Below are 25332 nucleotides of genomic sequence, written 5' to 3'. Positions count from 1 at the left end.
CAACACTCCTCCTCCCAGTTGTCCGATCATGATTGGAGCCCGGTGTACCTCCTCCCACACCGGGCTCTTTCCTTATCTGCGGTACATTTCGGCAAAAGGCACGGATTCTCCGGTGGACTGGCATGGCGCCCGGCGCTATGAACCGCCGCATGGCATGCCCGGAGGAGAAGACCCTTGCCGAAACAGATTGCTCTTTCGCCTTTCTGCACCTTTTTCGTGACCGTGGATAAGCCCATCCGACTCGGAACGGGCGGCTTCGGCGAGACGCGCATCATTCCGCTGACCGGCGGCACCGTTGAAGGCGAGGAACTGCGCGGCCGCATTCTTCCCGGCGGATCGGACGAACAGATGATCCGTGAGGATGGTCTGACGCGGCTTCACGCCCGTTATGTCATCGAAACCCATGACGGCGCCCTTGTCCGCGTCGATAGCCAGGGCTTGCGGTCCGGGCCGCCCGAGGTGATGGCGGCACTCATGCGGGGGGAGAAGATCGACCAGGACCAGATCTATTTCGTCACCACGATCCGGCTCGATACGGCCGATACACGCTACGACTTCCTCAACCAGCGCCTTTTCCTCTCGCAAGGAATCCGCGAGCCGGATTGCGTTAGGCTGACCCTGTTCCGGGTCCAGTGACCCCACGATTTGATTGAGCGGACCTTCCCATGACAAACGCGCAACTTCCTGTCCTCATCGCCGGCGGCGGTATCGGCGGTCTGGCGACAGCCCTGACCCTCAACCAGATCGGCGTCGATTGCATCGTGTTCGAACAGGTGCGCGAGTTGCGCCCGCTCGGCGTCGGCATCAACATCCAGCCGAATGCGGTGCGCGAACTGTTCGATCTCGGGATCAGCGCCGCCGATCTCGACGCGGTCGGCGTTCCGGCGAAGGAATGGGCTCTTGTCGGGCTGAACGGTAACGACATCTATTCCGAACCGCGCGGCGAGCTGGCTGGCTACAATTGGCCGCAATATGCGGTGCATCGCGGCGCCTTCCACATGATGCTGCATGACAAGCTGGTCGAGCGCATGGGGGCAGGCGCGGTGCGCACCGGCTCGAAGGTGGTCGGATATCGCAAGGAAGCCGATGGTTCCGTCACCGCCTTCATCGAGAATGCAGACGGCAGCCGTTACGAACAGGCAGGACGCCTGCTGATCGGCGCCGACGGTATCCATTCGGCAATCCGCGCCCAGATGCATCCGAACCAGGGCCCGATCCACTGGGGTGGGGCCGTGATGTGGCGTGGCACGACCAAGGCCAGGCCGATCCGCACCGGATCCTCCTTCGTCGGGCTCGGCACCCACCGCCATCGTATGGTGATCTATCCGATCTCGCCGGCCGATCCCGAGACCGGTCTTGCAATGATCAACTGGATTGCCGAGGTCACGCTCGACAATTCCGAAGGCTGGAAGAACAGCGGCTGGTTCCGGCAGGTCGAGATCGCCGATTTCATCGATCATTTCGCCTCCTGGACCTGGGACTGGCTGGATGTGCCGAGCCTGATCCGTGGCGCCGACATCGCCTTCGAGAACCCGATGATCGACCGCGATCCGGTACCGACATGGCAGGATGGGCCGGTTATCCTGCTCGGGGATGCCGCCCATGCCATGTACCCGACCGGCTCGAACGGAGCCAGCCAGGCGATCATGGATGCCCGCATTCTGGGTGCGAAGATGGTCGAGCACGGCGCGACGATGCAAGCGCTCGCAGCCTTCGATCAGGCGCTTTGCGGTCCTGTTTCGCAGCTGATCCTGCGCAATCGCGGCGCTGGCCCCTTCGGTCTTCTCAATCTGGTCGATGAACGCTGCGGCGGCCATTTCGACAAGATCGACGATGTCATTCCGGAAGCCGAACGCATCGAATTCATGGCCGGCTACAAAGCGGCGGCCGGCTTTGCGATCGAGAAGCTTAACCAGTCGCCGCCGACGATCGCCAAGGGCGCTCGCGTTGCCGAGGTTTCGAGCGTTTCGGCCTGAACCAGATCCCTATTCGGCAGCCTGCTCAGCCTTGTTGCGGGCTGCCTCGACTTCCGCCAGTTTGGCGCGGCAGGGTTCAGACAGTCTGTCGCGCTTGTCGTCGATACATTGCTTGAGGCGGCCACCGCCCGGCCGGACTCCGAAACACAGACGCATGACGTCTGACTGGCAGACATCGCGGATCGCCTGCATATCCTGTTTGTTCAACTGGGCGGCCTGGCTTGTGCTCGCGGCAAGAACCAGAAAAAGACATGGCAGTAACGATTTCATGGCGGGTTCCTCGTTTGATCGTGCGCGCCCGTCGGGCCAACGTCGCGCGCCATCACATTGAGGCTCCCCCTTTGCGTCTTTATGTCTGAACTGTTGCTTTTTGTAAGGCTGGCCGCTTTACCAACTCAGGCCGCATTCAGATGTCCGCGTCCGATCTCCTCCTTGCGGCGGGCGACATAGGCTTCGAGCGCCTCATCGACCGCCGGATCCAGCGGCGGCTGTTCATAGGTTCGGAGCAGGTCCTTCCAGATTGCGTTGGCGCGTTCGGTGCCGGTGCGGGCACCGGATTCAGACCAGGTCTCGAAGTTGCGCCAGTCCGACAGCATCGGTTCGTAGAAGGCATTCTCGAAACGGGCCAGCGTATGCGGCGTGCCGAAGAAATGTCCGCCGGGTCCCACTTCGCCGATCGCTTCGACGGCGCGACTTTCGGTATCGACCGCGAGCGGATCGAGGAAGCTCCGCATCATCTGCAGCATCTCTGCATCCAGGATCAGTTTCTCGAACGAGGCGGTCAGGCCGCCCTCGAGCCAGCCGGCCGCATGTTCGATCAGATGCACGCCGCCCATGATGGTCGACCAGAGCGACATGCCGCTCTCATAGGCCGCCTGGACATCGACCGCGTTCGAGGCTGTGACATTGGACGAGCGGAACGGTACGCCATATTTGCGCGCCAGTTGACCCGATGCGAGCTGGGCCTTGGCATATTCCGGCGTCCCGAAGGCGGGCGAACCGGTGCGCATGTCGACATTGGACGTGAAACCGCCATAGAGCACGGGCGCCCCCGGCGCGGCAATCTGCGACAGCGCTATCAAGGCCAGCGCCTCGGCATTCTGCTGGGTCAGCGCACCGGCAATGGTGACCGGGCTCATGGCGCCCGAAAGCGTAAACGGTGTGATGGCCACAGGCTGGCCGGCACGCGCCATCGCCAGCAATCCCTCGCCCATCGGAATATCGAGCCTCAGCGGCGAGTTCGAGTTGACAACCGTCAACGTGGCCGGGTTGGCGCGCAGTTCCTCGCGCGATTGACCGAGCGTGATCGACAGCATCTCGAGCGCATCCTCTACCCGATAGCCGCCCAGCGCCCAGCATTGCCAGTTCTTGTCGGTAAAACGGATGGCGGCCTGATAGAAATCGAGATGCCGCGAATCCGGATCGAGATCGGTCGGCTCGCAGGGGCAGCCACCCTCCTGATGGATGACATTGAGACTGTGCACGACCTTGATATAGTCGCACATATCCTGAAAATTGCCCGCGCGCCGGCCGCGATCGAGGTCGGAGACGAAGGCGGGGCCGCCGGTTGCCGCAAAGATCAGATTGCCATCCCCAACCCTGAGATTCTTTGCCGGATTGCGCGCCTGTAGCGTGAAGGCGGCGGGCACTGTGCCGATCACCTCCTCGATCATCGCCGGATCGAAACGCACGCGCTGGTTCGCTTCATCGACATCGGCGCCGGCCGCCTTGAGAAGCCTGCGGCTTTCCTCATGCATGACCTCCATGCCTGTCATCGACAGGAGATCGAGCGACGACCGGTGGATCGCCTCGATCTCGTCGGTGCTCAGGAGCGAAATCGGCGGATAGCGGTTGACGACATTGGCAAACGGCATCTGGCGGGTGCCGGCGCCCTGGGCGCGGCGTCCTTCGCGTCGTCCTGGCTGTCTGGTCATGCATCTCTCCTGCTTCGAATGGGGGGAACCGCCGGTCATCCGGCCGCCCTTCTGACGGATCAGCCCTTGGCGAACCGCGTGACGTCGAGATAGCCATCGGCGAGGATGAGCGGCTTCAGCCTACCGCGCGCCACCGCGGCAAAGGTCTCGTGGGTCAGGAACACGAAACCGCCGGACTCTTCCATCAGATCCTGCATCTTCTTGTAGATGCCATCGCGCTTGGCCTGATCGGTCTCGGCCATGCCCTCGAGATAGAGCTTTTCGAACTCGGGACTGTCGAACTGCGACCAGTTATAGACCCCGATCTGCGAGGGCCGAAACCAGGTGAGGTTTTCGGACGGATCGACGCCGCCGGCAAAGTTCATCAGCACCATTTCCAACGTCTTCCAGCCATCGCCGGAGCTCTTGTCGCCGATGGTCCAGTAAACACCGTCATCAAGCGCCTTGATCTCGACCGTGATCCCGACCTGAGCGAGCAGCGCCTGGACGATCTGGCAGGTCAACTGGCTGGTCTTGTCGTTCTGGCAGGAAAGTTCGATGGTCAGATCGGTCACACCGGCCTCTTCCAGCAACGCCTGCGCCTTCGCGGCATCGGCAGGATAGAGGATCGCCTCGCGATGACCCGTCATGCCGGGCGGAATGACGCCGGTGGACGGCTTGGCAAGGCCGGAATAGGAGCCTTCCATGATCTGGCCGACATCGATCGCATACTGGATGGCGCGGCGGATGCGCTCATCCTTGAATTTCTCGTTGTTGACGTTGATCGAGAGCCAGAGAAAGCGGTTGCCATCCATTTCGATCAGGTTTGTCTCGGCCGGCAGCTTGTCACGATAGGTGGCAAGCGTGTTGAGGCTGATCTTGGAATAGTCGATCGCCTTCGATTCATAGGCCAGAGCCGCCGCCTCGTCATCGGTAACGATCTCGAAACGGATTTTCGCGAATTGAGGGGCGGGCCCCTTCCACTGCGGATTGAGCGCCAGCGTCAGGTTCTGCTTCGGCGTCCAGTTTTCGATGACATAGGGACCGGCGCTCGCCGGCACTTCGGTGGTGAACTTGCCGCCCGCCTTTTCGACCGCCGCCTTGCAGACGATCTTGCCCATGTAATAGGGCAGGGTGGTGAGCCAGAACGGCGCCGAAGGTGCATTGAGCTTGATGATGCCGGTGCGTTCGCCCGTCACCTCCACCTTCTCCATCGCATCGAAGGCATAGGCCCAGGCCGAGCCATTGGCCGGGTTCTTTACGCGTTCGAAGGAGAATTTCACATCCTCGGCCGTCACCGGACCATAACCGCCGGTCCATTCCAGCCAATCCTGCAGCTCGAAACCGATTTCGGTCGGCGACAGCTGGTTGAGTTCCTTGGCGGCATAGAGATCCCACTTGGTGCCGCCCCGCACATCGCCGAGACGATTGAGCGTGAGGAAGAGGGCGCGGCCGATCTCCTCCTCCAGCAAGCCGTTCTGGAAGGCCGGATCGAGAATTTCGATATCGGATGCACCGCGAATGACGAGCGTGTCGCCCTCCACCGCATAGGAGAGGCCGGGGCGAAGCCCGAATGCCGCCGCGGCCATGGCCGACGCCTGAAGGAAATGCCTGCGATTCATCATCATTCCGGTCATGTTCGTTCCCTCTGTTATCATGCGTTGAATGCGGGGCGATCCGTCAGGGCGGCGCCAAAGGAAAATGGCAGCGGACCACATGGTCCGGCGCTGGTCTGGTCTCGGCCGGCGCTTCGCGACGACAGCGCTCCTGCGCGAAACGACAGCGCGGATGGAACTCGCAGCCCTGCGGCCGGTTGGCGAGGCTCGGGACTTCGCCGATCACCGGCGGCTCCGTACGGCGGCGGGCTGGATCCGGCACCGGTTCGGACGCGAGCAGGGCGGCCGTATAGGGATGGCGCGGCGCGGTAAAAATCGACCGCGTGGGGCCCGTTTCGACGATCTGACCGAGATACATGATGGCGATCCGGTCCGACACATGGCGGGCGACGGCCAGATTGTGGGTGATGATCAGAAAGGCAGTCCGGTATTCGTCGCGGATATCGAGAAAGAGGTTGAGCACGCCGGCCTGCACCGACAGATCGAGCCCGGCGGTCGGCTCGTCGGCAACGATCAGCTTCGGCACCACCGAAAGGGCGCGCGCCACCGCTGCGCGGCGGGCCTGGCCGCCAGAGAGACCATGCGGAAACCGCGCCAAAAGATGGCGCGACAGTCCGGCCCGCTCCGCCATTTCGGCAATCGCATCGAGCCGGGTGCTGCCGACACCCTGAATATGGCGCGGCTCGGCAATGATCGAGGCGATGCGTTGACGCGGATCAAACGAGGTGACCGGATCCTGGAACAGAAGGGCCGTTGCCTGCCGCATGCGCCGGAAACTTTTCTGCGACCAATCGGGAAGGATCTCGCCATCGAGCACGAGCTGGCCGGCCGATGGTTTCATGAGCCCGACCAGCGCCTTGCCGAAGGTGGATTTGCCGGAGCCGCTTTCGCCCACCATGGCAAGGATTTCGCCGGCACCGATGGTCAGCGAGATATCCCTGAGAATATCGAGGCGAGGCTGCTTCACGAAGGGCAGGCGGCTGCGACCGGGCACCGAGACCGAAAGCGATTGTGCTTCAAGGACGGACGGCGCACTCATGGGCGCACCTCACCTGGTTCATCACGCCAGGAAATGGCCGGCAGGCGGGCAGCGCCATCCTCGACCAGCGACAGTTCGCAGGAGAGCAGGGCCTTCGTATAACCATGCCGGGGATCGGCAAAGATCCGCTCGACCGGTCCTTCCTCGACGATCCGCCCGGCATACATGACCGCGACGCGGTCGCAGATCTCGGCAATCACGCCCAGCTGATGGGAGATCATCAGGATCGACACGCCGGTGCGCTGCCGCAACTCCCGCATCAGATGCAGGATCTGCGCTTCCATGGTCACATCAAGCGCCGTGGTTGGCTCATCGGCGATCAGGAGCGCCGGCTGCATGAGAAGCGCAGCCGCAATCGAGATCCGCTGCAGCATGCCGCCGGACAATTCGAACGGATAGGCATCAAACCGGGCTTCGGGATCGGAGATCCCGGCATCCGCCAGTGCGTGGATGATCCGTCTGCGCTTTTCATCCGGGCTCGATGCACGGTCGCGCCAGAGAAAATCCATCAGCTGCCGGCCGATGCGATGCAGCGGGCTGAAGGTTGCCATTGGATTCTGGAACACCATCGCCGCACCCGGACCGCGAAGATGCCGCCGCGCGTTCGCAGACGCTGCCAGAAGATCCTGCCCGTTCAGACGCATGTGCCGTCCTTCGACGCTGGCGCTTGCGGGCAGCAAGCCGAGGATGGAATGGGCAAGCGTCGATTTGCCAGAACCGCTTTCGCCGATCAAACCGACCACCTCGCCCGGCATGACCCGCAGGCTGACGCTGGAGACAGCCCGGGCGACGCCGCTATAGGAGATGCTGATATCGTCAAGGTCGAGGATAGGCGTTGGGGTCATGCCGAACGCCTCCGCGCCAGTTTCGGATCGAGCGCATCGCGCAGCGCCTCGCCGAAGAAGGTGAAGCCGATGGTGGCGAGAATGAGCGGCAGTCCGCCCGCCAGCACCGGCACCGGCGTCTTGCGGATCACGGCGAAACCGTCGCTCAGGATATTGCCCCAGCTCGGCACCTGCGGCTTGACGCCCAGACCGAGGAAGGACAGGCCGGCCTCGAGCGTGATGATGGTCGAAAGATCGAGGCAGGCGAGGATCAGGAGCGGGCCGATGACATTCGGCAGCAGATGGACGAAGAGAATGCGGGCCGTGCCGGCATTCATCGCCTGTTCGGCCTTGACGAAATCGAGCGATTTCAGGCCGAGGACCTGGCTGCGCACCAGCCGCGCATAGCTCGGGATGCAATAGAGAACGATGACGAGAATGACGGTGCCGAGGCCGGCGCCGAGCAGCACCACCATGGCCAGCCCGAACATGATCATCGGCAGCGAGGAGAAACTGTCGAAGATGAGGATGAGGAATGCATCGAGCCAGCGCGGCCCGTAGCCGGCGATGAGGCCGAGCGGCAGAGCGGCGGCCAATGCGATCGCCAGCGAGACAAGCGCCACGCTCATGGCCGTTCGCGTGCCGATGATGACGCGGGAGAGGAGATCGCGGCCGAGCTGGTCGGTTCCCAGCCAATGGGCAAGCGACGGATCGGCAAGCCTCTCCTTCACATTGATCGCCGTTGCCGCATAGGGCGCCAGGAGCGGTGCGAAGATGGCGGTCAGGATCACGAGCAGCACCAGCACAGTTCCGATGAAGCCGAGTGGTGTCGTGACGACCGACAGCATCACGGCGCCGATCCGCTCCAGCCTGCCGCTCTCCCGTTCGCCTGTTGATGTTTCGATTGCAGCCATCTCAGAGCGCGCTCCGGATTCGGGGATCGAGGATAGCGGCCAGAAGATCAGCAAGGATCATGCAGGCGATATAGAGCGCCGAGGTCACGAGCACCGTGCCCATGACCAGCGGATAGTTGCGCGACATCACCGCATCATAGGTGAGCTTGCCGAGGCCGGGGCGGGTGAAGACGATCTCGGCGAAGACCGAGCCGGTCAACAGACCGCCGAAGCCGATGGCGATGACGGGGAGCGCTGCAAGGAAGGCCTGGCGCAGGGCATAGCCGTAGACGATGCGGCTTTCGCTGACCCCGAAGGCGCGCTGGGTGCGGATATGCGCCTCGCCCATCGCTTCGATCATGGAAGCGCGGATGATGCGGGACACATAGCCGACCCAGCCGATGCCGATCGCAAAGGAGGGCAGGATCAGCGCCCGGACCTGCGACAGCGGTTCGGACGCGTCACCGGCGCCAATGGCCGGCAGCCAGTTGAGGCTGACAGCGAAGATGAGCAGCGAATAGAGCGCGACCACGAAGGAGGGCACCGCCACGAACCCGACCGAGAAGAGGCCGATCAGCCAGTCCTGCCAGCGTCCGTGATGAATGACGGCGGTGCAGCCGAGCAAGGTTCCGAGACCAACCGCCCAGATGAAGCTGGAAAAGGCCAGTGCGACGGTAAAGGGCAGGACTTCGAGCACGATTTCCGTCACCGGCCGGCGGCTCCAGACATCCTGGCCGAGATCCAATTTTAGGAGACGCAGCAAATGCGCGCCGATCTGGTTGAGGAGCGGCTGGTCGAGCCCCATCATCTGGCGGAAGGCTTCGCGCATTTCCGGCGTCGAACGCGGACCCAGCGCCACAACGGTCGGATCGCCCGGAATCATATGCAGCATCAGGAACAGGAGGATCGAGACGATGAACAGGATGAGGATGCCAAGCAGCGTGCGGCGAAGGATGAAGGCCGTCATCGGGTGGCTCCGATCCGGCGCGCGGCGATTACAGATGATCGCGGTCGATCCATGCCTCGCCCTCCCTCTCGAAAATCAAGGCGCCACTGTCGCTCACCTTGAGCCGCCATTGCAGATGAAATTGCGTTTCCGTCGATGTCAGGATGACCTGCGAGCGGCTTTCGGCATCGCAATCGCCGCTCTTGAAGCCAAGCACCCAGCCGGTGTCGAGCCGTGCCGAAAGCGGATCATCCTCGGTGATGGCCATACAGTCGCGCACCGTCGACCAGGTCTCGATACCGCGATCGAGCAATCGCTGGCGGCCATAATCGCTTGAAAGAACGAGACTTTCGCTGCGGGCACCGGCATCGATCGTCAGGATGCGGCTGTCCCTGGCTTCCGCCAGTTCCTCGATTTCGACAGGCGGTGAAATGGCGGCATCATCAAAGGCGATCGTTCCATCCTCCGGCCGGTCAGGCCGCACCGGCAACAGGAGCCGGCTTTTTCCACTTTCGATCGTAAAGGTCGCCATCACGGGTGCGGGCCAGAGGATCGGCCAATGCTGGTTGGAGAGAACGAGCCGCAAACGATTGCCCCGCGCAATCCGCCGACCGCAGTGATTGAGGTTGAGACGCACGGTAGCGGGTGCATCGGGCGTAAGCGTCTCGGGATGTTCGCGCGACAGGCGCTGGCTGAGATTGAGCGCACCCCAGGTGATGAGGGTGGAGGTTCCATCCGGCCAGACTTCGCAGAGCCGAGCGATCAGGCTCGCCTGCGGCTGATCGGATGACAGCGTGACCTCAACCGCCGGAGCGCCGAGGAGAACCATATCCTCCGCAAGCGGGGCGAGATCGAAGGCGAGGCCGAGCCCATCCTCGCGGCGCTGGTCGCCGGCCATATCGGGCACCGTTCCGCCATAGCCGCCATAGCGGCCGCAATCGCGCCCGGCGGTGACCGGCGATTTGAGGATGAGGGACGGTCCGCTTGCTGGCTCGGAAGCCAGGGCGCCATCATTGAGAAAGAGCGTCTGTGCAACGACATTCGGCGACGGCCAGTCCGGTTCGCCAACCCAAACTCCCGGATGATCCGGATAGAAATGCGCCGGCCGATGCGGATCGCGGATATGGACCGTCAGCATCGGCCCATCCAGGATGCCGGTTTCTTCGCCCTTCAGCCAGTGCCGCCACCAGCGGATCGCTTCGCCGAGATAATCGATCGCCGGACCCGGATCGCCGAGAAAAGGATAGCTGTGGCTCCAGGGGCCGATCAGGCCTTTTTTCGGTCCGCTCAACCCTTCGAGAAGCCTGGGCACGGCATTGAAATAGGTGTCGTCCCAGCCGCTGATCGCATAGACGGGAATGTCGATGGCGGCAAAATCCTCGCAGACCGAGCCGCGTTTCCAGTAGGCGTCGCGATGCTGGTGGCGGAGCCAGGTGTCGGACCAACAGGTGGTCGCTTCAAGCCGCTCGCGCCACATCTCGCGCCAGCGATCGCCGACAATCTGGGGATCAGGCGGAAGAGCTCCGAGCCCGAGCATGAAGCTCGACCACATGCCGTCTTCGGTCAGCAGGTTGCCGCCGAAATAATGGACATCGTCGGCGTAGCGATCATCCGAACAGCAAAGCGCGATGATGGCTTTCAGCGCCGGCGGGCGCCGGGCGGCAACCTGAAGCGCATTGAAACCGCCCCAGGAAATACCGGTCATGCCGACGGAACCGCTGCACCAGTCCTGGGCCGCAAGCCAGGCAATGATCGCCTCGGCATCGCACTGTTCGCGTTCGGTATATTCGTCCGCGAGAAGTCCTTCGGAATCCCCCGATCCGCAAATATCGACCCGGACGCAGGCAAAGCCATGGCCGGCAATATAGGGATGCATCTTCATGTCGCGGAACACGGTTCCGTCGCGGCGGCGATAGGGAATGAGCTCGAGAATGGCGGGAACCGGATCCTCCGCCGCATCCTCCGGCAGCCAGATCGTGGCGGCGAGCCTGACGCCATCCGGCATCGGGATGAAGACCGGATCGAGGGTCCGGACGCGGCGGGGAAAGGTATCGACGATCCGGCTCATCGCTTGCCTCCCTCATCGCCATGGTCCGCCTCGTCATGCGGTGTCCATTCATAGACCATCGGCGAGGTTTGCGGGTAGGCGACGAACTGTTCGCGGGAGCGTGCCGGCGGCTGGCGCACGAGCCGAACAAACGCGTAGGTGCCGAACAGGATGGACAGGCCAATGCCATACCAGAAGAAGATTTCGGCGCCGAACGGACCAACGCCGGCCGTGACGATGGCCGGGCCGATGGTGCCGCCGAAGGCCCAGATCAGGAGAAGGTTGGACGAGAGCATGACGAATTCGCTCGGCTCCGCCTTGTCGTTGGCATGGGCAACCCCGAGCGGATAGAAGATTTCCGAAATACCGCCGAACAGGGAAAACAGGATGAGAAACAGCCAGAAGGGCGAATCCGGGCGCATGAACAGGAAGAGGACACAGACCAGCGCCAGACCGACCGAGAGCCAGAGCATCATCTTGCGTCGGTCGGTGCGATCGGAAAGATAACCGAGCGGAAACTGCAGGAAAAGCGCGCCCAGTTGCGTTGCCGCCATCAGAAGCACGATGGTCTGCTGGTTGAATTTCAGCTCCAGACCATAGAGCGGACCGACCGAGGCAAAGGTGGACGAAACAAGCCCGGTCATCAGGCAGGCGAGCGCGCCGATCGGCGAAATCGCAAATGTCCGGCCAAGGCGGATGCCGACCGGCACATGCAATTGCGGTTCGCCGACCCAGATCGCGGTCACCGGCACCAGTGCGATGACGTAGAAGCCGGCGGCAATCATCAGCATCGCCTCGCGGGCCGGGTCGACACCGGTGGCAAGCAACTGGCCGAGCCCATAGAACAGGCCGAGGATGAGCACATAAAGCGTGAGGATGCGGCCGCGATTGGCGTTGGAGACCATCGCATTCATCCAGCTTTCGATCACCACCGCCTGGCCGGCATTGGAAAAGCCGATGACGGCCATGATGACCATGAAGAGAGCGAGATGCGGGTCGAGACCGAGCGACAGGATCAGAACCGCCGAAATCGCCGAGAGGGCTGCATAGGCGCGCACCTCACCCACCGAACGGATAAGATAGATCGAGCCGATACAGCCAATGAGAAAGCCAGCCCCTTCCGCGCCAACGACAAGACCGACGGCATCCGGACCATAACCCGCCGCGACCAGCTTCAGCGGCAACAGGGTGTGAAACAGGCCCGAGCCGACCGCATGAAGCGCGCCGCCGGCAAGCGGCGAGGCGACTGACCATGGCGACAGGCTGGGCGTGGGCTCGGTCATCAACCCTCCGCCAGTCCAGCGCGGGAGGTAAAGGCGGGCTCGAAATCCACCACCGGCGCATCGCGACGGAAGGGCTGGGGCTGAAGGCCGAGTTCGCGCCCGTACCGATGGCCGCTATGGACCGCATGGACGATTGCGCCCGGAGCCAGGGCATCGCCAATCCGTTCGACGGTCTTGATGCCAGCAGCGGCCAGAAATGCCGGATCGGCGATCAGCGACTGGTAGAGTTCGTCATTCGGCAGACGAAGACCGACGATGACCAGATTTTCGCAGGCGAAAGCGGTCTGTTCGCCGGTAAAGATCTGCGTAAGCGTCGCCGCCTTGCCGTCGAAGGCGCTGACCGTGACAAGGGTGGTGACCGGCACATTGCGCTTGGCAAGCGCCCGATGCACCAGCGGCAGCTCATTGGTCATGATCGTCCAGGCCGAAGCCTGTCCCGCCGGCGTCGCGTAGCTCACCGGTATGCCGAGTGCTGCCAGATGTTCGGTCAGCACACCGCCCATGTAGTAATTGTCGAAATCGAAGACGAGCGTCGGCCCGACCGGCAACCGTCCGGCTGCGATGTCATCCGGCGTGAAGACATTCGGATGCGTGATGCGGCCGACCGGAATTTCCATCGAGGAATAGGTGAAATTGCTCCAGCGCGATCCGGTGGCGACGACCACATGGTCTGGCGCGAGATCGGCAATATCGGAAGCGCCCAGTCGGCTTTCGAGATAGAGCGAGACATTCGGCATCTCGTTTAGCCGCCCGAGCCGGTAATCGACGACGCGGTTCCAGGCGGAAAGCCCGGGCAGGGTGCGTTCGAAGGTGAGACGGCCACCGAAGATCGACCCGGCATCGGCAAGCGTCACCTCATGGCCGCGACGGCCGAGCGTCAAGGCAGCCTCAAGCCCGGCCGGACCACCGCCGATCACCAGTACGCGCTCGCCTTTTTCCGCCCGGCCCGGATTTTCCGGATGCCAGCCGCGCCGCCATTCCTCGCCGGCCGTGGGGTTCTGCGTGCAGCGCACCGGCACGCCATCATGCCAGCTCGAAATGCAGATGTTGCAGCCGATACATTCGCGGATTTCCTCGATCCGTCCCTCGCGGATCTTGTTCGGCAGGAACGGATCGGCAATCGAGGGGCGGGCGCCGCCGATGAAATCGAGAACGCCACGGCGGATCTGGCTTACCATCGTATCGGGCGAGGTGAAACGGCCGACGCCGACCACGGGCTTGTCGGTCAGGGTCTTGACGAAATCGATCACTGGCTCGTGGCTGCCTTCGCCGGTGAAGCGGGAGGCGGAACAGTCCGTCGGGCTCGAATCCATCTTCACATCGAAAAGATCCGGAACATCAGCAAGCAGGGCAATAACTTCGTGCGCCTCCGAGGCCAGGTTCTGGCCGGGGCGTCCGCGCAATTCCTCAAGCGAGATGCGCAGCGCAACGCCACAATCCTGCCCGACCGCCTCCTTGGTGACCTCGATCATCTCGCGAACGAAGCGAACGCGATTTTCGAGCGAACCGCCATATTCATCGCTGCGATGATTGTATTCCGGCAGCAGGAATTCATAGCCGAGATAGCCCATGCCGGCATAGACATAGACCACGTCGAAACCGGCGCTGCGGGCCTTGCGGGCACCTTCCGCCTGCCAGCGCAGAACGTCGCGGATATCCTGCTTGTCCATCGAGCGCGGCCGGAGATTGCCCATGAAGCCGACATGGGTGGCCATCCAGGGAATGCCGGAGGGAGAAAGCGGCGCAATCCGGCTCGACCGGTTCATGACCGAAGCGCCACCATGCCAGAGTTCGACACCGGCAAGCGCCCCATGCTTGTGCACGGCATCCGTCATCATCGCATGCGCCCGGATATCGTTGTCGTCCCACATCGTCGCCATCGGTAGGGGCGTATCGTCAGAGCTCACATCGATGGAACAGGCACCGGTACAGATGACACCCCAGCCACCTTCCGCCTTCATTTCACGAAAACCGGCGCGAACGCGGGGCAGGGCATTGGTCATGCCCGAGGCGTGCGGCACCTGGAAAAACCGGTTCGGCGCGGTCACCGGGCCAATCCTGACAGGTTCGAACAGGACATCGTACCGCGACTGCGGTTTTGCCATCACATTCATTCAGTTCCCCTTTGCCGGCTGAGCCGATCATTGACGTCAGCATAGAAAATGCATGACCATTGTCAAGACTTGTTATACGAGTTTATAACAACAGCGAAAACGGCTGAAAACTAGCCGGTTGCGAATGAATGCATTAAAAGCTATTTAGAGGGGCAATCGTTGTGGGCTGATGATTTGACGACCCCAAAAACAAAAACGAAGGCGCGCGCACGCTTTCGCCGCGAAACACCGGAAGAGAGGCGACGCCAACTGGGGGAGGCAGCGCTGCGCTGTATCGTCAAGAACGGCAATGCCGGGGTTTCCGTGCGCCAGATTGCGGCCGAGGCCGGCGTCACGCAGGGGCTCATCACCCACCATTTCGGCGAGATCAACGAACTGGTGGCCTACGCGTTCGACATCATGTCGACCGGGCTCATGCAATCGATCCTGAAATCGGTCCATGAAGCCGAACCGACACCGAAAGCACGCCTCGATGCCTTCATTGCAGCATCCTTCTCGCCGATCATGCTCGATCGTGACGTGCTCGGCGTCTGGGTGGTGTTCTGGGGCCTGATCCTGCATTCGCCGCGCATGAGCATGTCGCAGCAACAGGAATATACCGACTATGTTGCAACAGTCGAAGGCTTGCTTGGAGATCTCGCCGCCGCCGAACGTTTCACGATCGGCGACCTCAAACTGACTGCGATGGCCTTTACCGCCTTGATGGACGGGCTCTGGCTCGCCTGGTGCTTGAACCCGGACGCCTTTCGTCCGGAAGATGGCGTGCGCCTCTGCAACAACTGGATCGAAGGTTTGCGGCGTGGCGCCTATGCCTGAGCGTCGCGCCATTTTTGCTGCGCTCGCGAAATAAATCGCCTGCAACCGACGTTTGGGCGGCAAATCGACCTGTTCAATTCGGCAAACGCCCCCTAAACCGGTTCGGCAGCCATGGGGTGACGCGTCTGCGGTGCCTCTTTGCTGCCCACCCGAACGAAAGCCGAGAAGCTAAAATGAAGCAGACGCAGGCCAGCGGCTATATCTACGCGCTGTTGGCATTTTCGATTTTCGCAGCACAGGATGCCATTTCCAAGCATCTCGGTGAACTCTATTCGCCGGTCTTCATCGCCATGATCCGCTATTGGTGGTTCGGAGCCTTCGCCATCATCTGGGCCATGCGCTCGAGCGGCGGCCTGAAAGCGGTCGCATCGACCAGCCGGCCATTCCTGCAGATCGCGCGCGGCCTGTTGCTGGCCGGCCAGATCATCACGGCCATTCTCTCCTTTGCCACCGTCGGGCTTGCCCATTCGCAGGCGATCTTTTCCGCCGCGCCGCTGGTGGTCGCAGTCCTTTCTGTTCCGCTGCTCGGCGAGCATGTTGGCTGGCGGCGCTGGACGGCGATCTGCATCGGCTTCATCGGCGTGATGATCATTCTGAAACCCGAGGGCGGGGCGCTTGAAAGCGATCTCCTGATCCCGGTCCTCAATGTGCTAGGGCTGGCGGTCTATGGCGTTCTGACCCGGCTTGCCAACCGCACCGACAGTTCGATGACCAGCTTCTTCTACACCGGCGTTGTCGGGGCCGTGGCGATGACACTGATCGGCCCCTTTTTCTGGAGTTCTCCGACGCTCGCCGACTGGGGGTTCATCGCAATCATCTGCATCACCGGCATGACGAGCCATTTCTGCCTGATCAAGTCGTACGAGACGCTCGATGCGGTGCTCGTACAGCCGCTGTCCTATCTGCAACTGGTATTCGCCAGCCTGATCGGCATGTTCCTGTTCGGCGAAGTCATCCGCGCCAATGTGGTGCTGGGCTCCGTGATTGTCGTCTGCGCGGGACTTTTCACCATCTGGCGCGAGGCGATGGCAAGGCGCAGCGCAAGGATGGGATCGACCTGAGCTGGTGAAGTGGCTCCTCCCATCGCCCGGCATTCGAAGGTGCAGGAACGCCGGGGCGATCAACTCAGACAGTGGGAACGGTGCCGCCGTCAATGACAAACTCGGCGCCGTGGATCGCGGCGGCGCGATCGGAAGCAAGATAGGCGATGAGGTCAGCGACCTCATCGGGGTCCGCCGGGCGACCGATCGGGATCCCGCCGAGGCTGTCGAGAACGACCTGCCGTGCGTCCTCGATCGTTCCGCCATTGGCAGCCTGCAGTCGCTTGAGCAGGTCGCCGGAGGACTCGGTCATGATCCAGCCGGGGGAGACGACATTGACCCGAACCCCCTTGGGACCAAGTTCCTTGGAGATGGACTTGCTGTAGGTCTTGAGCGCCGCCTTGGCAGCGGCATAGGCGGTCGTGGCCTCGGGCAGGGGAAGCACTGACTGGATCGAGGTGACATGCACCACCACCCCGCTGCCGCGTTCGATCATCTGCGGAACGAGAAGACGATCGAGGCGAACGGCCGCCAGAAGGTTCAGGTTCAGTTCTGACAGCCAGTGATCGTCCGTCAGGGAAATGAAACCCCCGCCGGGGGCCGATGAACCGCCAAGAACATGGGCCAGAATGTCGATGCCGCCAAAGCGCTCGAATGCAGCCTCGGCCAGCATTGCTCCTCCCTCGGCCGTCGTCAGGTCGGCCTGGACGAACTCAATGCCACCAATGAAATCCGGCATTCCGCGGGCCGCGGTGATCACCCGCGCGCCGCCTGCCAGAAAGCGGTTGACAGTGGCGCGGCCAGCACCTTTGGTCCCTCCGCTGACCAGCACGCGTTTCCCGGCGAACTCAGTCGCATCCACCTTGATATTCATGCCACAATCTCCAGGCTGTTGATTGCGTCATTTTCAAGCGTGAAACGGTAGGTGAAACGGATTGGGCTACCCTTGAAGCCGCCGTGCGCCGGGCCTTCGACCACGACCTGACGATTCTCGTGGCGGACATTCTCCGGTGTGAAAATCGCCTTCACTGCTGCCGCCTCGACGAGCAGGGCTCGCAGTTCGATCTTGCCATCGTAACGGCGCCCATTGTCGAGCACGACGGCGTCGGCCGCGAAAGGTTTCAACATGGCGTCCACATCGAGATGTGCGTTGGCTTCGACATAGTCTGCGATGGGTTTGGGTAGTGCCGGGATCATGTGCGTTCTCCTTTGCTTGCAGGAAAGATAGCAATCAACTATTGCTCAAATAAGCGGGATTAAATTGCATGTACTGATGAAAGAAACAGGACAATGGAGCAGGCGAGCCTGAAGGAACTGGAGGCTGCTCTCGCGGTTGCCCGGCGTGGGACGTTCCGTGCGGCCTCTATCGATCTCGGCATCTCGACGACCGCTTTGAGTCATACGATAGGCAGGCTGGAGGCAGCCCTTGGGGTGAGGTTGTTCAACCGCACGACCCGGAGCGTTTCACTGACGGATGCGGGTCGGCTGTTCATTCAAAACGTCGCGCCAACGCTGCAGGATCTGCACAAGGCATTGGAGACCGTCCGCGAGCAGCGCGAAACACCTACCGGAACAATAAGGATCAACGCCGCTCCGTTTGCCGCCCGAGCCATCCTGTCGCCTCTCGTGTTGGAGTTCCTGCGCCGATATCCCGAGATGAATGTCGACATCGTGACCGAGGGGAGGATGGTCGATATCGTCAGGGACGGGTTCGATCTGGGAGCAAGGGTCGCAGGCCTTGTTCCCAGCGACATGATCGCGGTTTCCCTCGGCCGGCCGCAACGACATGCTGTGGTCGGTTCTCCTGGCTATTTCGAGAAACACGGCAAACCAATGGTTCCACCGGATCTTCTTGGCCACCGGTGCATTCGCGTCCGGTTGCCTGACGGGTCGTTGTACCGATGGTGGTTTGAGAAGGACGGAGAGCAGGTTCAGATCGATGTCAGGGGCCAGATCTCACTCGATGAAGCCAGCCTCACGCGGGCCGCGGTGCTCGAGGGGGCTGGTCTTGGCTACCTGTTTGAACAGGACATTCTTCCGGACATCAGAGCGGGGCGGGTCATACGTGTCCTGGAAGACTGGACCCCGCCCTATCCCGGGCTCTGCCTGTACTATCCCGGGCGGCGAAATCTTTCGGCGGGCGTGAGAGCGTTGCTGGAGCTGGCGCGTGAGCTCGCGCGGCAAGCCGATGAACCTGGCGTCGACTGAAGTTACGCAGTTCGGAAGCCGGCGCACCTGGCGCTCGCTCAGATCAAGTACGCGTGCCGCTGACACAATGGTCATCCGACCGCCGATCACCTTCGACAAAACTTCGATCCGCTGCAGATCGCGATCGCTGATCGCAATCAATCCCATCTGCTTGCCTCCGCGTTATCAAACGCGGGGAGTGTGACACTCTAACTTTGCAGAAACAGGACATTCCAACTTTGCGGCTACAAGAGTGAAATCGCATAAGACATCTTATGGAACTGTAAGCGCGACCTTTTGCATTATGGAATTTCCCGCTTGGCAGAACGGCTTCGGCTCAGCCTGCCATCCATTCATCGGTCGACATCACGCGCGCGAAGCCCGCCGATAAGGTTGCGGCGGTGGCTGCCTTGATCGCTTCCTGCGTCGCGGTTTCCGAAAGATCGGGGCAACCCGTGGCATCGATAAGAAAATCGACGAAGAAATCGAGGTCATGGCCGTTCCGGGCCGTCGCCTCGCAGCAGAAATTGGTCATGAAGCCGGTGATGACGATCCGATCGATGCCGCGAGCGCGCAAGATTGTCTCGAGCCCGGTGCCGATGAAGGAGGAATAGCGCTGCTTGCTGATTTCCAGCGCCCCTGCCGGCACCGTCAACTGCGGATCATCCTCGACGTCGATCGTGCCGGCGACGAAGCCGATTTCTGAAGCCTCACCGGCAAAATCGAACATGCGGCCGGCATCCGAACCATCGGCCTTGTGACTATGGCGGATATGGACGATGAGATCGCCAGCCTTCTCACCTGCTGCAAGCACACGGTTGATGTTGGCGATGGCGGCCTCATGGCCAACGCAGTAAAGCGGCGATGCCGGGGCAGTATAGACCTTCTGCACATCGATAACGAGAATTGCACGTGCCATCGAGACCAGTCTCCCTCCCCTCCGATTCCATAGGCTGATCTTTAACCTGATCCCCGAAACGGCGCAAACGCAGCCGGACCTGTTAGCGCAAGTCCTTAGCGATCCGTCCAAACAGACCAGATACCCTGCCGGCCGACAGCCTCAAAAGCGTCAAGTTTATCCTGCAGGAACGGCCCGGCATTGAGGCTGGCTCTTCCGTTCGAGGGGCATGAGCCAGTAAAGGCGCCGTAAAGGGCTGAAAGCCGCGCGCCGCACAGACACCGCAGCCACCTTTTTCGGACTTATCGCAGAAATCGAGGCACCGTTTAGGATTTGATTACCACATTTGTTCACACTTCGCCTATCCGGCACCGATGCGCGCGCCACTGCTTCGCATCTCGCCGGATGTGTAACGGGCTTCCGACACTGTTGTCAGGGCTGCGTCGAGTAACGAGTAATGGGTAACTGAGTCATGGCGTCTCCAAGCAAGCCTGCGCGTGCCGCGTCGAAATCCCGCACGAGCCGTTCCCTCACCATTGTTGCCAGCGGCCTCCTGGCCTGCAGCATCCTCGCCGGAGGCGTCTGGGCCCTCGCTTCAACCCTCCACGAAATGCACGAAGCCGCGTTTGGCTGGCACGAAGCGCGCATGAGCCTCGATACGCGGCTCAATCCGGCAAGGGACATGGCTGCCGAACGTCATTCCGAACGCTGGGCAAAAGCGGCGCGTTTTACATCCGTCTCCAAGCCAACCACAGATGAGATCCGCAGACGACAGCTCGCTGCCGCGGCCATCCGCCTGACCGAGCAGCATCATCCGGATAGCCATCCTGCGATGGCAGAAGCGAAACGCAAGGATGTGGCGTCGAAGATCGTAACCGCCTTTGCACGCATCAAAGATCCGGCACCACAGGAAGACAAGGTCATTCAGACCTCCCCCATGGTGCTCGCCTATGCCGAGGCTGTGCCAACACGGGACATGCCGCCCTTTAGCCTTGTGCTTGCGAAAACAGAGACGGAAGAGGATTTCGCTCTACCCGGCATCATTCCGCTGCCGGAGACCCGGCCGCTGATCGAAACGGTTGTCACGGAACCGAAACCGGATGACGAAAAGCCTTCCCTGCGCGCGAAAAAGAAAAACGAGAAGCCCGTACGCGAACTGGCCTATGCCAAGCCGGAGCGCTCGCTGTTCGGCGATCTCTTCAAGAGCAAGTCGAACGACAGCGGCTGGCCCGGCAAGGGCACGCGGGTCGCGATCTACGACGTCTCCAATGCCACAGTCTATATGCCGGATGGCACGAGGCTGCGCGCCCATTCCGGCATTGGCCGTATGCGCGACAATCCGCGCTACGAACATGTCAAGATGACGGGCCCGACACCGGCCGGCATCTATCGCCTGTCGATGCGCGAAAAGCGCTTCTATGGCGTCGAAGCCATCCGGATGACCTCGATCGACGGTCGCGATCCAAAGAACCGCACCGGACTTCTGACCCACACCAACCTTCTGCGCGGCCAGATCGGCTCGCATGGTTGCGTCGCCTTCCAGAACTACCAGCCGTTCCTGAAGGCTTTCAAGCGCGGCCATGTCACCATGCTGGTCGTGGTGCCGGAACTGCCCTCTTCGCGGACCCAACTCGCAGCACTCTATCGCAAGGCCGGCGCCTGATCGTAGAAGCGTTTAGCTGCATATAGCTGGAGGCCGAGGAACCTAGAGTTCCGTTCGCACCCGCCAGAGTTCGGTGAAAAATTCAGCTTTGAGAATGCGCCTCAGGTAAGAGATACTCGCTGCCCTCCTCAAGCGCGCTCGAAACCGATTACGCTTGCGATCGCCGAGACATGTTTGAAACGGCCGCGTCGGAAATTGACTTCAAAATCTACCGCCTTCGAGGCCACTTCGCGGGCTTCCCGGTAACTAGACCGATCGCCATGGACTGTCACCCAGTCGGCGATGGCGCGGACTTAAGACTTCGAGACTTCACGCAGGTTTCGGTCAAGAATCTCTTCGGGTGAAAAAGCCAAAACGGGAAAGGCGGCACAGGACCGCGTCATGGAGAGGGGGATACGCAAGATCGGGGTCAAACTTTCCCACGAGGTCGCTCGGTACTCCTGCGCCTTGAGCATCGCCAGGTTGCGATTGCCAACCGCATCTTCGATCAGTCGCTGTTGCCATGATTGAAAGTCCGCCAACTAGCCGAGTTCCATGCGAAAACCGAAATATTCCGAAGGTGTCATCGTCCGATGGACATCCCAGGACGAATTCAACTGTTCGACGAACCTTGCAATGTGTGCCAGCATTTTCAAGGCCTCAAGCCTCTAGTCGACTGCAATCACGGTCCGAGCCACGCTCAGTTCGCAAAGGGCCAGCTTCATCCAAAGTTCGGATAACTGATGCTCGACGAAGAACAGCAGTTCGTCTTGCCCCGTTCAAAACGGCTCCTGTGCCGTCAAAACCTGGCCGAAGTTCAAGTCGTCGGCATAAGAAATCCGCATGCGGAAATCCATATCGGCGCATCCTTTGAAGGATCATAGGCCGCGGGAAAATCTTAGGATGATCACTCTCGTTTCATTATCGTGACCTCAGCCCCCACTAATGCGGTGGACAAGAGCCGAGATCTCGGCTGTTCGGTTTTCCCGTTTCACTTCTTTCAGACAAAGATGAAATCACCTGCCGACAGTTCGGCCTTGTGGATCCCGAGCAGGGTAAAGGTCGTATGATCCTGCAGCGAACTGAAATCGAACACGAGATTGTCGCCGTCGTTGTGAGGCAGGGCTTTGACCTCTGCTAGGGTGTCGATGAAGTAGAGATTGTTGAATTCGTGCAGATCGATTTTGTCGGCGCCTTTCACGAAATCGGTGATCGTCACATGGTTGATCGGCTCGCCCGCGCGGAAATTGAAGACATCCTTGCCGCCGTTGCCGGTCAGGACATCGTGCTTTCCATAGTAGCCGTCGAGGTTGTCTCCCGCGTTTTTGCGATCGGCCCTTCATAGCCGAAACCGGTTACAGGCTAACCATGTGCTGGCAACGCTTCTGAAGTCGGATGAAGCGCTCGGATGAAGCGCCTGGACCAACTCGTCTCTTGACTTCCACCAGACTTTAAAGTCTATAAATTATATAAACTATAGGAGTTTACATGAAGTCCGTTGATATTGCGGTCATTGGCAATGGCCTTTCCTCAGCCGTTACCCTCATGAACATCGCCGCGAATGCCGAAAGGCGGCTGCATGTCGCGGTGGTCGGTCGCTCCAGAACGATGGGACAGGGTGTCGCCTATTCGACGCCTGAGGAGGTTCACCGTTTGAATGTTCCGGCTGCGAGGATGAGCCTGTTTCCCGATCGTCCGGACGATCTTTGTGACTGGCTCAGCGAGACCGGCGTCGCTTCAGGCCCGGAGGATTTCGTGCCGCGTCCGGTCTTCGGCCAATATGTGAAACAACGGCTGGATGAGCGATTGGCGCAGCTCGACAATCGTGCCGGCGTCTCCTTCGAGGATGCCGATGCGATTGATTGCGAAGAATTGGGCGATGACCGGCAGGTCTTTCACCTGTCGAATGGTGCGAGGATTGCAGCGCGCGCCAGCGTTTTCTGTATCGGCGGCACGCCCGCGCGGCTTCCGATCGCGGAAAGCCGGATTGCGGATGCCGCGCGCCGGCATATCTGTCTCAATGTCTGGGCCGATCTCTGGATCGAACGGACAGCACCGGATGATACCATCTTCATGCTCGGTTCCGGTCTGACCATGGTCGATCAGGTCATGTCGCTGCGCTCTCGCGGCCATCGCGGCCCGATCCATGTTCTGTCGCGCCACGGGCTTTTGCCTTTGCCGCATGTCGTACCCCGAAGCGACGCGACAGCGCCGGTCCTCACACCTGGAACGGCTCCCTTGAGCCGGATGATGCAACAGTTGCGGGATGCTGCCCGACAGGCTTCTGACTGGCGCAGCGTGGTCGATGGTATCCGCCCTGTCACACAGGCGCTCTGGCAGCATCTTTGTCTGGAAGAGCGGCAGCGGTTTTTGCGCCATGCCAACAGCTGGTGGAACATTCACCGCCACCGGATGGCACCTGATGTCCGAGCCAATCTCGACACAATGCGGGAAAGCGGCCAGCTCACGATCCGCGCCGGCTGGCTGCAGGAGGTCTATGAAAAGGATGGGCGCGCCCGGGTCGCCTATCGCGACCGCCACACAGGCACCTTGCGTCAGTTGAGCGCCGACTGGGTCGTCAATTGCACCGGTATGGAGAAATGCTCGATCTCGAAGGTTCCGCTGCTCAAGAAAATGTCGGCGCGCGGGCTGATCGGGGCGGATGCCCTCGGCCTCGGCGTTGCGGTCAACGCCCAATCGCAGCTTCTGCGATCCGATGGTTCGGTCGCGCAATCGGCTTACGCCATCGGCCCGATGACGACGGGGCAGTTCTTCGAAATCTTCGCGGTTCCGGATATCAGGGTGCAGGCTCGCGACGTCGCTAACCGCATCGTGGAGAAAATGTCCGGTTGATGATGTCGGCTGCGCTTGAGAATGTAAGCGAAAATTATATCTATAAAGTCTATATAGCTCGCTTCCGAGACCGACTCGAAACTCAGGTGCTCCTTCATGCTCACCAAAAAGGGAAAATACGGCCTAAAGGCCCTGATCGCCCTCGCCCGATTGCCGGAGGGCGAAACCGCCTTCAGCGGTGAGATCGCGCTGGCTAACCAGATCCCGAAGAAATTTCTCGACACGATCCTGCTCGAATTGCGCAATGCCGGCATCGTGCGTTCGCGCAAGGGCCCCACGGGCGGTTATTCGCTATCGCGGCCTGCATCCGAGATCCGGATCGGCCATGCGATCCGCGTCATCGACGGACCGCTGGCGCCGATCCGTTGCGCAAGCCGCACCGCCTACGAGGCCTGCGACGATTGCGCCGATCCGGCAAGCTGTCTGGTGCGCAAGGCGATGACCCAGGTGCGCGATGCCATTTCCGAGATTCTCGACAAGCTCACACTCGAACAACTGATTTCGGGCGACTATGCCGAATTGGATATCGACCTCGACATGGATCGAACAAAGGTCGCGACCTGACCTGTCATAGATCCGGAACATGAAAGGCCGCAGGTCCGTTCAGTGACCTGCGGCCTTTCTATTTCTCCGGTCCAGCCTGCCGGCGAAAACCAACTCAGCGAACGAATTGGCCGTAACCGCCATTCTGGTAGACGAGCGAGCCGCCATCGCCGATGGCAACGGCGAGCGCCCGACCGAGGATGATTGCGTGGCTGTGCCGTTCGATGACTTCCTCGACTTCGCAATCGATGGCGGCAAGCGCATCGATCAGCACCGGTGCGCCGCTCGCAAGCGTCGTCCATTGCGCGCCCTCATAGCGCGCCACGCCCTTGATGCCGCCGATTCCGGCAAAACGGTTGGCGATTTCCTGCTGGCGGTCGTTCAGGATGTTGACGCAGAAATGCCCATGTCGCTTGATCACCGGCCAGCTTGACGAAGTTTTGTTGATGTTCACGATCATGGTCGGCGGATCCATCGAAAGACCCGTGGCCGAGGTGACGGTCGCGCCTGTGCGTTCGTCACCGCGACCGGCGGTAATCACACTGACGCCGCCGGCAAGACTACGCAATGCGCGCTTCACATCCGCCGGTTCGGCGTGATCGGCATGATAACGGCTATCGAAGGCCGGCTGGGTCTGAATCATGTTCATTGACGTTCCTTTCAGAGGCGATGATGGGACGAACGATAAATTCAAAACGCATA

The 25332-nt window shown here is 61.2% G+C and carries 25 protein-coding genes; 10 read left to right on the top strand and 15 right to left on the bottom strand.

Features of this window, described 5'->3' with window-relative positions; all coding sequences use genetic code 11:
* Positions 1-174: 174 nt before the first annotated feature.
* On the top strand, positions 175-636 hold the full coding sequence (locus Q4481_RS20560; protein ID WP_304378275.1) for a DUF3237 domain-containing protein: 462 nt from the start codon (positions 175-177) through the stop codon (positions 634-636).
* A gap of 29 nt (positions 637-665) precedes the next feature.
* Entirely contained in the window at positions 666-1976 is a 1311-nt protein-coding gene (locus Q4481_RS20555) for a flavin-dependent oxidoreductase (RefSeq protein WP_304378274.1), read from the top strand.
* Positions 1977-1985: 9 nt separating this feature from the next.
* Here the strand turns inward: Q4481_RS20555 and Q4481_RS20550 are convergent, their stop codons facing one another.
* From Q4481_RS20550 to Q4481_RS20505, 10 genes are all read right to left on the bottom strand, one after another.
* Positions 1986-2246 carry a hypothetical protein gene (locus Q4481_RS20550; RefSeq protein ID WP_304378273.1) on the bottom strand — a complete coding sequence of 87 codons (261 nt, stop codon included), beginning with the start codon at positions 2244-2246 and terminating at the stop codon, positions 1986-1988.
* Between the two features lie 125 nt (positions 2247-2371).
* Positions 2372-3910 carry a trimethylamine methyltransferase family protein gene (locus tag Q4481_RS20545; RefSeq protein ID WP_304378272.1) on the bottom strand — a complete coding sequence of 513 codons (1539 nt, stop codon included), beginning with the start codon at positions 3908-3910 and terminating at the stop codon, positions 2372-2374.
* A 59-nt stretch (positions 3911-3969) separates the two neighbouring features.
* Positions 3970-5478, bottom strand: a complete 1509-nt coding sequence (locus tag Q4481_RS20540; protein WP_304378271.1) for an ABC transporter substrate-binding protein — start codon at positions 5476-5478, stop codon at positions 3970-3972.
* 91 nt (positions 5479-5569) lie between these two features.
* Positions 5570-6544: an oligopeptide/dipeptide ABC transporter ATP-binding protein gene (locus Q4481_RS20535; RefSeq protein ID WP_304378270.1), complete on the bottom strand. Its 975-nt coding sequence runs from the start codon at positions 6542-6544 to the stop codon at positions 5570-5572.
* Positions 6541-7389 carry an ABC transporter ATP-binding protein gene (locus Q4481_RS20530; protein WP_304378269.1) on the bottom strand — a complete coding sequence of 283 codons (849 nt, stop codon included), beginning with the start codon at positions 7387-7389 and terminating at the stop codon, positions 6541-6543. Before Q4481_RS20530 ends, Q4481_RS20535 begins: the two co-directional genes overlap by 4 nt.
* Entirely contained in the window at positions 7386-8282 is an 897-nt protein-coding gene (locus Q4481_RS20525) for an ABC transporter permease (protein ID WP_304378268.1), read from the bottom strand. The genes Q4481_RS20530 and Q4481_RS20525 overlap by 4 nt, the downstream gene beginning before the upstream one ends.
* Position 8283: 1 nt before the next feature.
* Positions 8284-9228, bottom strand: coding sequence for an ABC transporter permease (locus Q4481_RS20520; protein WP_304378267.1), 945 nt, complete (start codon positions 9226-9228; stop codon positions 8284-8286).
* 28 nt (positions 9229-9256) lie between these two features.
* Complete coding sequence (locus Q4481_RS20515; RefSeq protein ID WP_304378266.1) at positions 9257-11275, bottom strand: CocE/NonD family hydrolase; 2019 nt, start codon at positions 11273-11275, stop codon at positions 9257-9259.
* Positions 11272-12537 carry an MFS transporter gene (locus Q4481_RS20510; protein WP_304378265.1) on the bottom strand — a complete coding sequence of 422 codons (1266 nt, stop codon included), beginning with the start codon at positions 12535-12537 and terminating at the stop codon, positions 11272-11274. The genes Q4481_RS20515 and Q4481_RS20510 overlap by 4 nt, the downstream gene beginning before the upstream one ends.
* Complete coding sequence (locus Q4481_RS20505) at positions 12537-14651, bottom strand: oxidoreductase (protein ID WP_304378264.1); 2115 nt, start codon at positions 14649-14651, stop codon at positions 12537-12539. Before Q4481_RS20505 ends, Q4481_RS20510 begins: the two co-directional genes overlap by 1 nt.
* Before the next feature lie 174 nt (positions 14652-14825).
* Between Q4481_RS20505 and Q4481_RS20500 the strand changes: the two genes are divergently transcribed.
* Positions 14826-15467 (top strand): TetR/AcrR family transcriptional regulator, encoded by a 642-nt coding sequence (locus Q4481_RS20500; RefSeq protein WP_304378263.1) that lies wholly within the window; start codon positions 14826-14828, stop codon positions 15465-15467.
* 173 nt (positions 15468-15640) lie between these two features.
* On the top strand, positions 15641-16528 hold the full coding sequence (locus tag Q4481_RS20495) for a DMT family transporter (RefSeq protein WP_304378262.1): 888 nt from the start codon (positions 15641-15643) through the stop codon (positions 16526-16528).
* A gap of 64 nt (positions 16529-16592) precedes the next feature.
* Here the strand turns inward: Q4481_RS20495 and Q4481_RS20490 are convergent, their stop codons facing one another.
* The gene (locus Q4481_RS20490; RefSeq protein ID WP_304378261.1) at positions 16593-17381 is read right to left on the bottom strand and encodes an SDR family oxidoreductase; all 789 of its coding nucleotides are present in this window, start codon (positions 17379-17381) and stop codon (positions 16593-16595) included.
* Positions 17378-17704, bottom strand: a complete 327-nt coding sequence (locus Q4481_RS20485; protein ID WP_304378260.1) for a nuclear transport factor 2 family protein — start codon at positions 17702-17704, stop codon at positions 17378-17380. Before Q4481_RS20485 ends, Q4481_RS20490 begins: the two co-directional genes overlap by 4 nt.
* A 93-nt stretch (positions 17705-17797) precedes the next feature.
* Between Q4481_RS20485 and Q4481_RS20480 the strand changes: the two genes are divergently transcribed.
* The gene (locus Q4481_RS20480; RefSeq protein ID WP_304378259.1) at positions 17798-18715 is read left to right on the top strand and encodes a LysR family transcriptional regulator; all 918 of its coding nucleotides are present in this window, start codon (positions 17798-17800) and stop codon (positions 18713-18715) included.
* A gap of 316 nt (positions 18716-19031) precedes the next feature.
* Here Q4481_RS20480 and Q4481_RS20475 read toward each other — a convergent pair whose 3' ends face one another.
* The gene (locus Q4481_RS20475; protein ID WP_304378258.1) at positions 19032-19613 is read right to left on the bottom strand and encodes a cysteine hydrolase family protein; all 582 of its coding nucleotides are present in this window, start codon (positions 19611-19613) and stop codon (positions 19032-19034) included.
* Positions 19614-20064: 451 nt separating this feature from the next.
* Here Q4481_RS20475 and Q4481_RS20470 point away from each other — a divergent pair, with 451 nt between their 5' ends.
* Positions 20065-21255: a DUF2778 domain-containing protein gene (locus tag Q4481_RS20470; protein ID WP_304378257.1), complete on the top strand. Its 1191-nt coding sequence runs from the start codon at positions 20065-20067 to the stop codon at positions 21253-21255.
* Positions 21256-21977: 722 nt separating this feature from the next.
* Entirely contained in the window at positions 21978-22118 is a 141-nt protein-coding gene (locus Q4481_RS20465; RefSeq protein WP_304378256.1) for a hypothetical protein, read from the top strand.
* 116 nt (positions 22119-22234) lie between these two features.
* Here the strand turns inward: Q4481_RS20465 and Q4481_RS20460 are convergent, their stop codons facing one another.
* Positions 22235-22462 carry a M10 family metallopeptidase C-terminal domain-containing protein gene (locus tag Q4481_RS20460; RefSeq protein ID WP_304378365.1) on the bottom strand — a complete coding sequence of 76 codons (228 nt, stop codon included), beginning with the start codon at positions 22460-22462 and terminating at the stop codon, positions 22235-22237.
* Here Q4481_RS20460 and Q4481_RS20455 point away from each other — a divergent pair.
* From Q4481_RS20455 to Q4481_RS20445, 3 genes are all read left to right on the top strand, one after another.
* A complete protein-coding gene (locus tag Q4481_RS20455) occupies positions 22454-22579 on the top strand; it encodes a hypothetical protein (RefSeq protein WP_304378255.1) in 126 nt (41 codons plus the stop codon). The genes Q4481_RS20460 and Q4481_RS20455 overlap by 9 nt on opposite strands.
* A 143-nt stretch (positions 22580-22722) precedes the next feature.
* Positions 22723-24087 (top strand): FAD/NAD(P)-binding protein, encoded by a 1365-nt coding sequence (locus Q4481_RS20450; RefSeq protein WP_304378254.1) that lies wholly within the window; start codon positions 22723-22725, stop codon positions 24085-24087.
* A 96-nt stretch (positions 24088-24183) separates the two neighbouring features.
* On the top strand, positions 24184-24651 hold the full coding sequence (locus Q4481_RS20445) for an RrF2 family transcriptional regulator (protein WP_304378253.1): 468 nt from the start codon (positions 24184-24186) through the stop codon (positions 24649-24651).
* 94 nt (positions 24652-24745) lie between these two features.
* Here Q4481_RS20445 and Q4481_RS20440 read toward each other — a convergent pair whose 3' ends face one another.
* Entirely contained in the window at positions 24746-25279 is a 534-nt protein-coding gene (locus Q4481_RS20440) for a flavin reductase family protein (protein WP_377354143.1), read from the bottom strand.
* Positions 25280-25332 lie beyond the last annotated feature (53 nt).

Origin of the sequence: Fluviirhizobium alvei (assembly GCF_030551875.1) — a bacterium.
Classification (GTDB): domain Bacteria; phylum Pseudomonadota; class Alphaproteobacteria; order Rhizobiales; family Rhizobiaceae; genus Rhizobium_E; species Rhizobium_E alvei.
This window is presented reverse-complemented; position numbering and strand designations above follow the sequence as displayed.

Bases quoted from the DNA above. Each gene is read 5' to 3' on its own strand.
- Q4481_RS20555 (WP_304378274.1), top strand. From the start codon at position 666: ATGACAAACGCGCAACTTCCTGTCCTCATCGCCGGCGGCGGTATCGGC.
- Q4481_RS20550 (WP_304378273.1), bottom strand. From the start codon at position 2,246: ATGAAATCGTTACTGCCATGTCTTTTTCTGGTTCTTGCCGCGAGCACA.
- Q4481_RS20545 (WP_304378272.1), bottom strand. From the start codon at position 3,910: ATGACCAGACAGCCAGGACGACGCGAAGGACGCCGCGCCCAGGGCGCC.
- Q4481_RS20540 (WP_304378271.1), bottom strand. From the start codon at position 5,478: ATGGCCGCGGCGGCATTCGGGCTTCGCCCCGGCCTCTCCTATGCGGTG.
- Q4481_RS20535 (WP_304378270.1), bottom strand. From the start codon at position 6,544: ATGAGTGCGCCGTCCGTCCTTGAAGCACAATCGCTTTCGGTCTCGGTG.
- Q4481_RS20530 (WP_304378269.1), bottom strand. From the start codon at position 7,389: ATGACCCCAACGCCTATCCTCGACCTTGACGATATCAGCATCTCCTAT.
- Q4481_RS20525 (WP_304378268.1), bottom strand. From the start codon at position 8,282: ATGGCTGCAATCGAAACATCAACAGGCGAACGGGAGAGCGGCAGGCTG.
- Q4481_RS20520 (WP_304378267.1), bottom strand. From the start codon at position 9,228: ATGACGGCCTTCATCCTTCGCCGCACGCTGCTTGGCATCCTCATCCTG.
- Q4481_RS20515 (WP_304378266.1), bottom strand. From the start codon at position 11,275: ATGAGCCGGATCGTCGATACCTTTCCCCGCCGCGTCCGGACCCTCGAT.
- Q4481_RS20510 (WP_304378265.1), bottom strand. From the start codon at position 12,537: ATGACCGAGCCCACGCCCAGCCTGTCGCCATGGTCAGTCGCCTCGCCG.
- Q4481_RS20505 (WP_304378264.1), bottom strand. From the start codon at position 14,651: ATGAATGTGATGGCAAAACCGCAGTCGCGGTACGATGTCCTGTTCGAA.
- Q4481_RS20495 (WP_304378262.1), top strand. From the start codon at position 15,641: ATGAAGCAGACGCAGGCCAGCGGCTATATCTACGCGCTGTTGGCATTT.
- Q4481_RS20490 (WP_304378261.1), bottom strand. From the start codon at position 17,381: ATGAATATCAAGGTGGATGCGACTGAGTTCGCCGGGAAACGCGTGCTG.
- Q4481_RS20485 (WP_304378260.1), bottom strand. From the start codon at position 17,704: ATGATCCCGGCACTACCCAAACCCATCGCAGACTATGTCGAAGCCAAC.
- Q4481_RS20480 (WP_304378259.1), top strand. From the start codon at position 17,798: ATGGAGCAGGCGAGCCTGAAGGAACTGGAGGCTGCTCTCGCGGTTGCC.
- Q4481_RS20475 (WP_304378258.1), bottom strand. From the start codon at position 19,613: ATGGCACGTGCAATTCTCGTTATCGATGTGCAGAAGGTCTATACTGCC.
- Q4481_RS20470 (WP_304378257.1), top strand. From the start codon at position 20,065: ATGGCGTCTCCAAGCAAGCCTGCGCGTGCCGCGTCGAAATCCCGCACG.
- Q4481_RS20465 (WP_304378256.1), top strand. From the start codon at position 21,978: ATGCTCGACGAAGAACAGCAGTTCGTCTTGCCCCGTTCAAAACGGCTC.
- Q4481_RS20455 (WP_304378255.1), top strand. From the start codon at position 22,454: ATGGTTGATCGGCTCGCCCGCGCGGAAATTGAAGACATCCTTGCCGCC.
- Q4481_RS20450 (WP_304378254.1), top strand. From the start codon at position 22,723: ATGAAGTCCGTTGATATTGCGGTCATTGGCAATGGCCTTTCCTCAGCC.
- Q4481_RS20445 (WP_304378253.1), top strand. From the start codon at position 24,184: ATGCTCACCAAAAAGGGAAAATACGGCCTAAAGGCCCTGATCGCCCTC.
- Q4481_RS20440 (WP_377354143.1), bottom strand. From the start codon at position 25,279: ATGAACATGATTCAGACCCAGCCGGCCTTCGATAGCCGTTATCATGCC.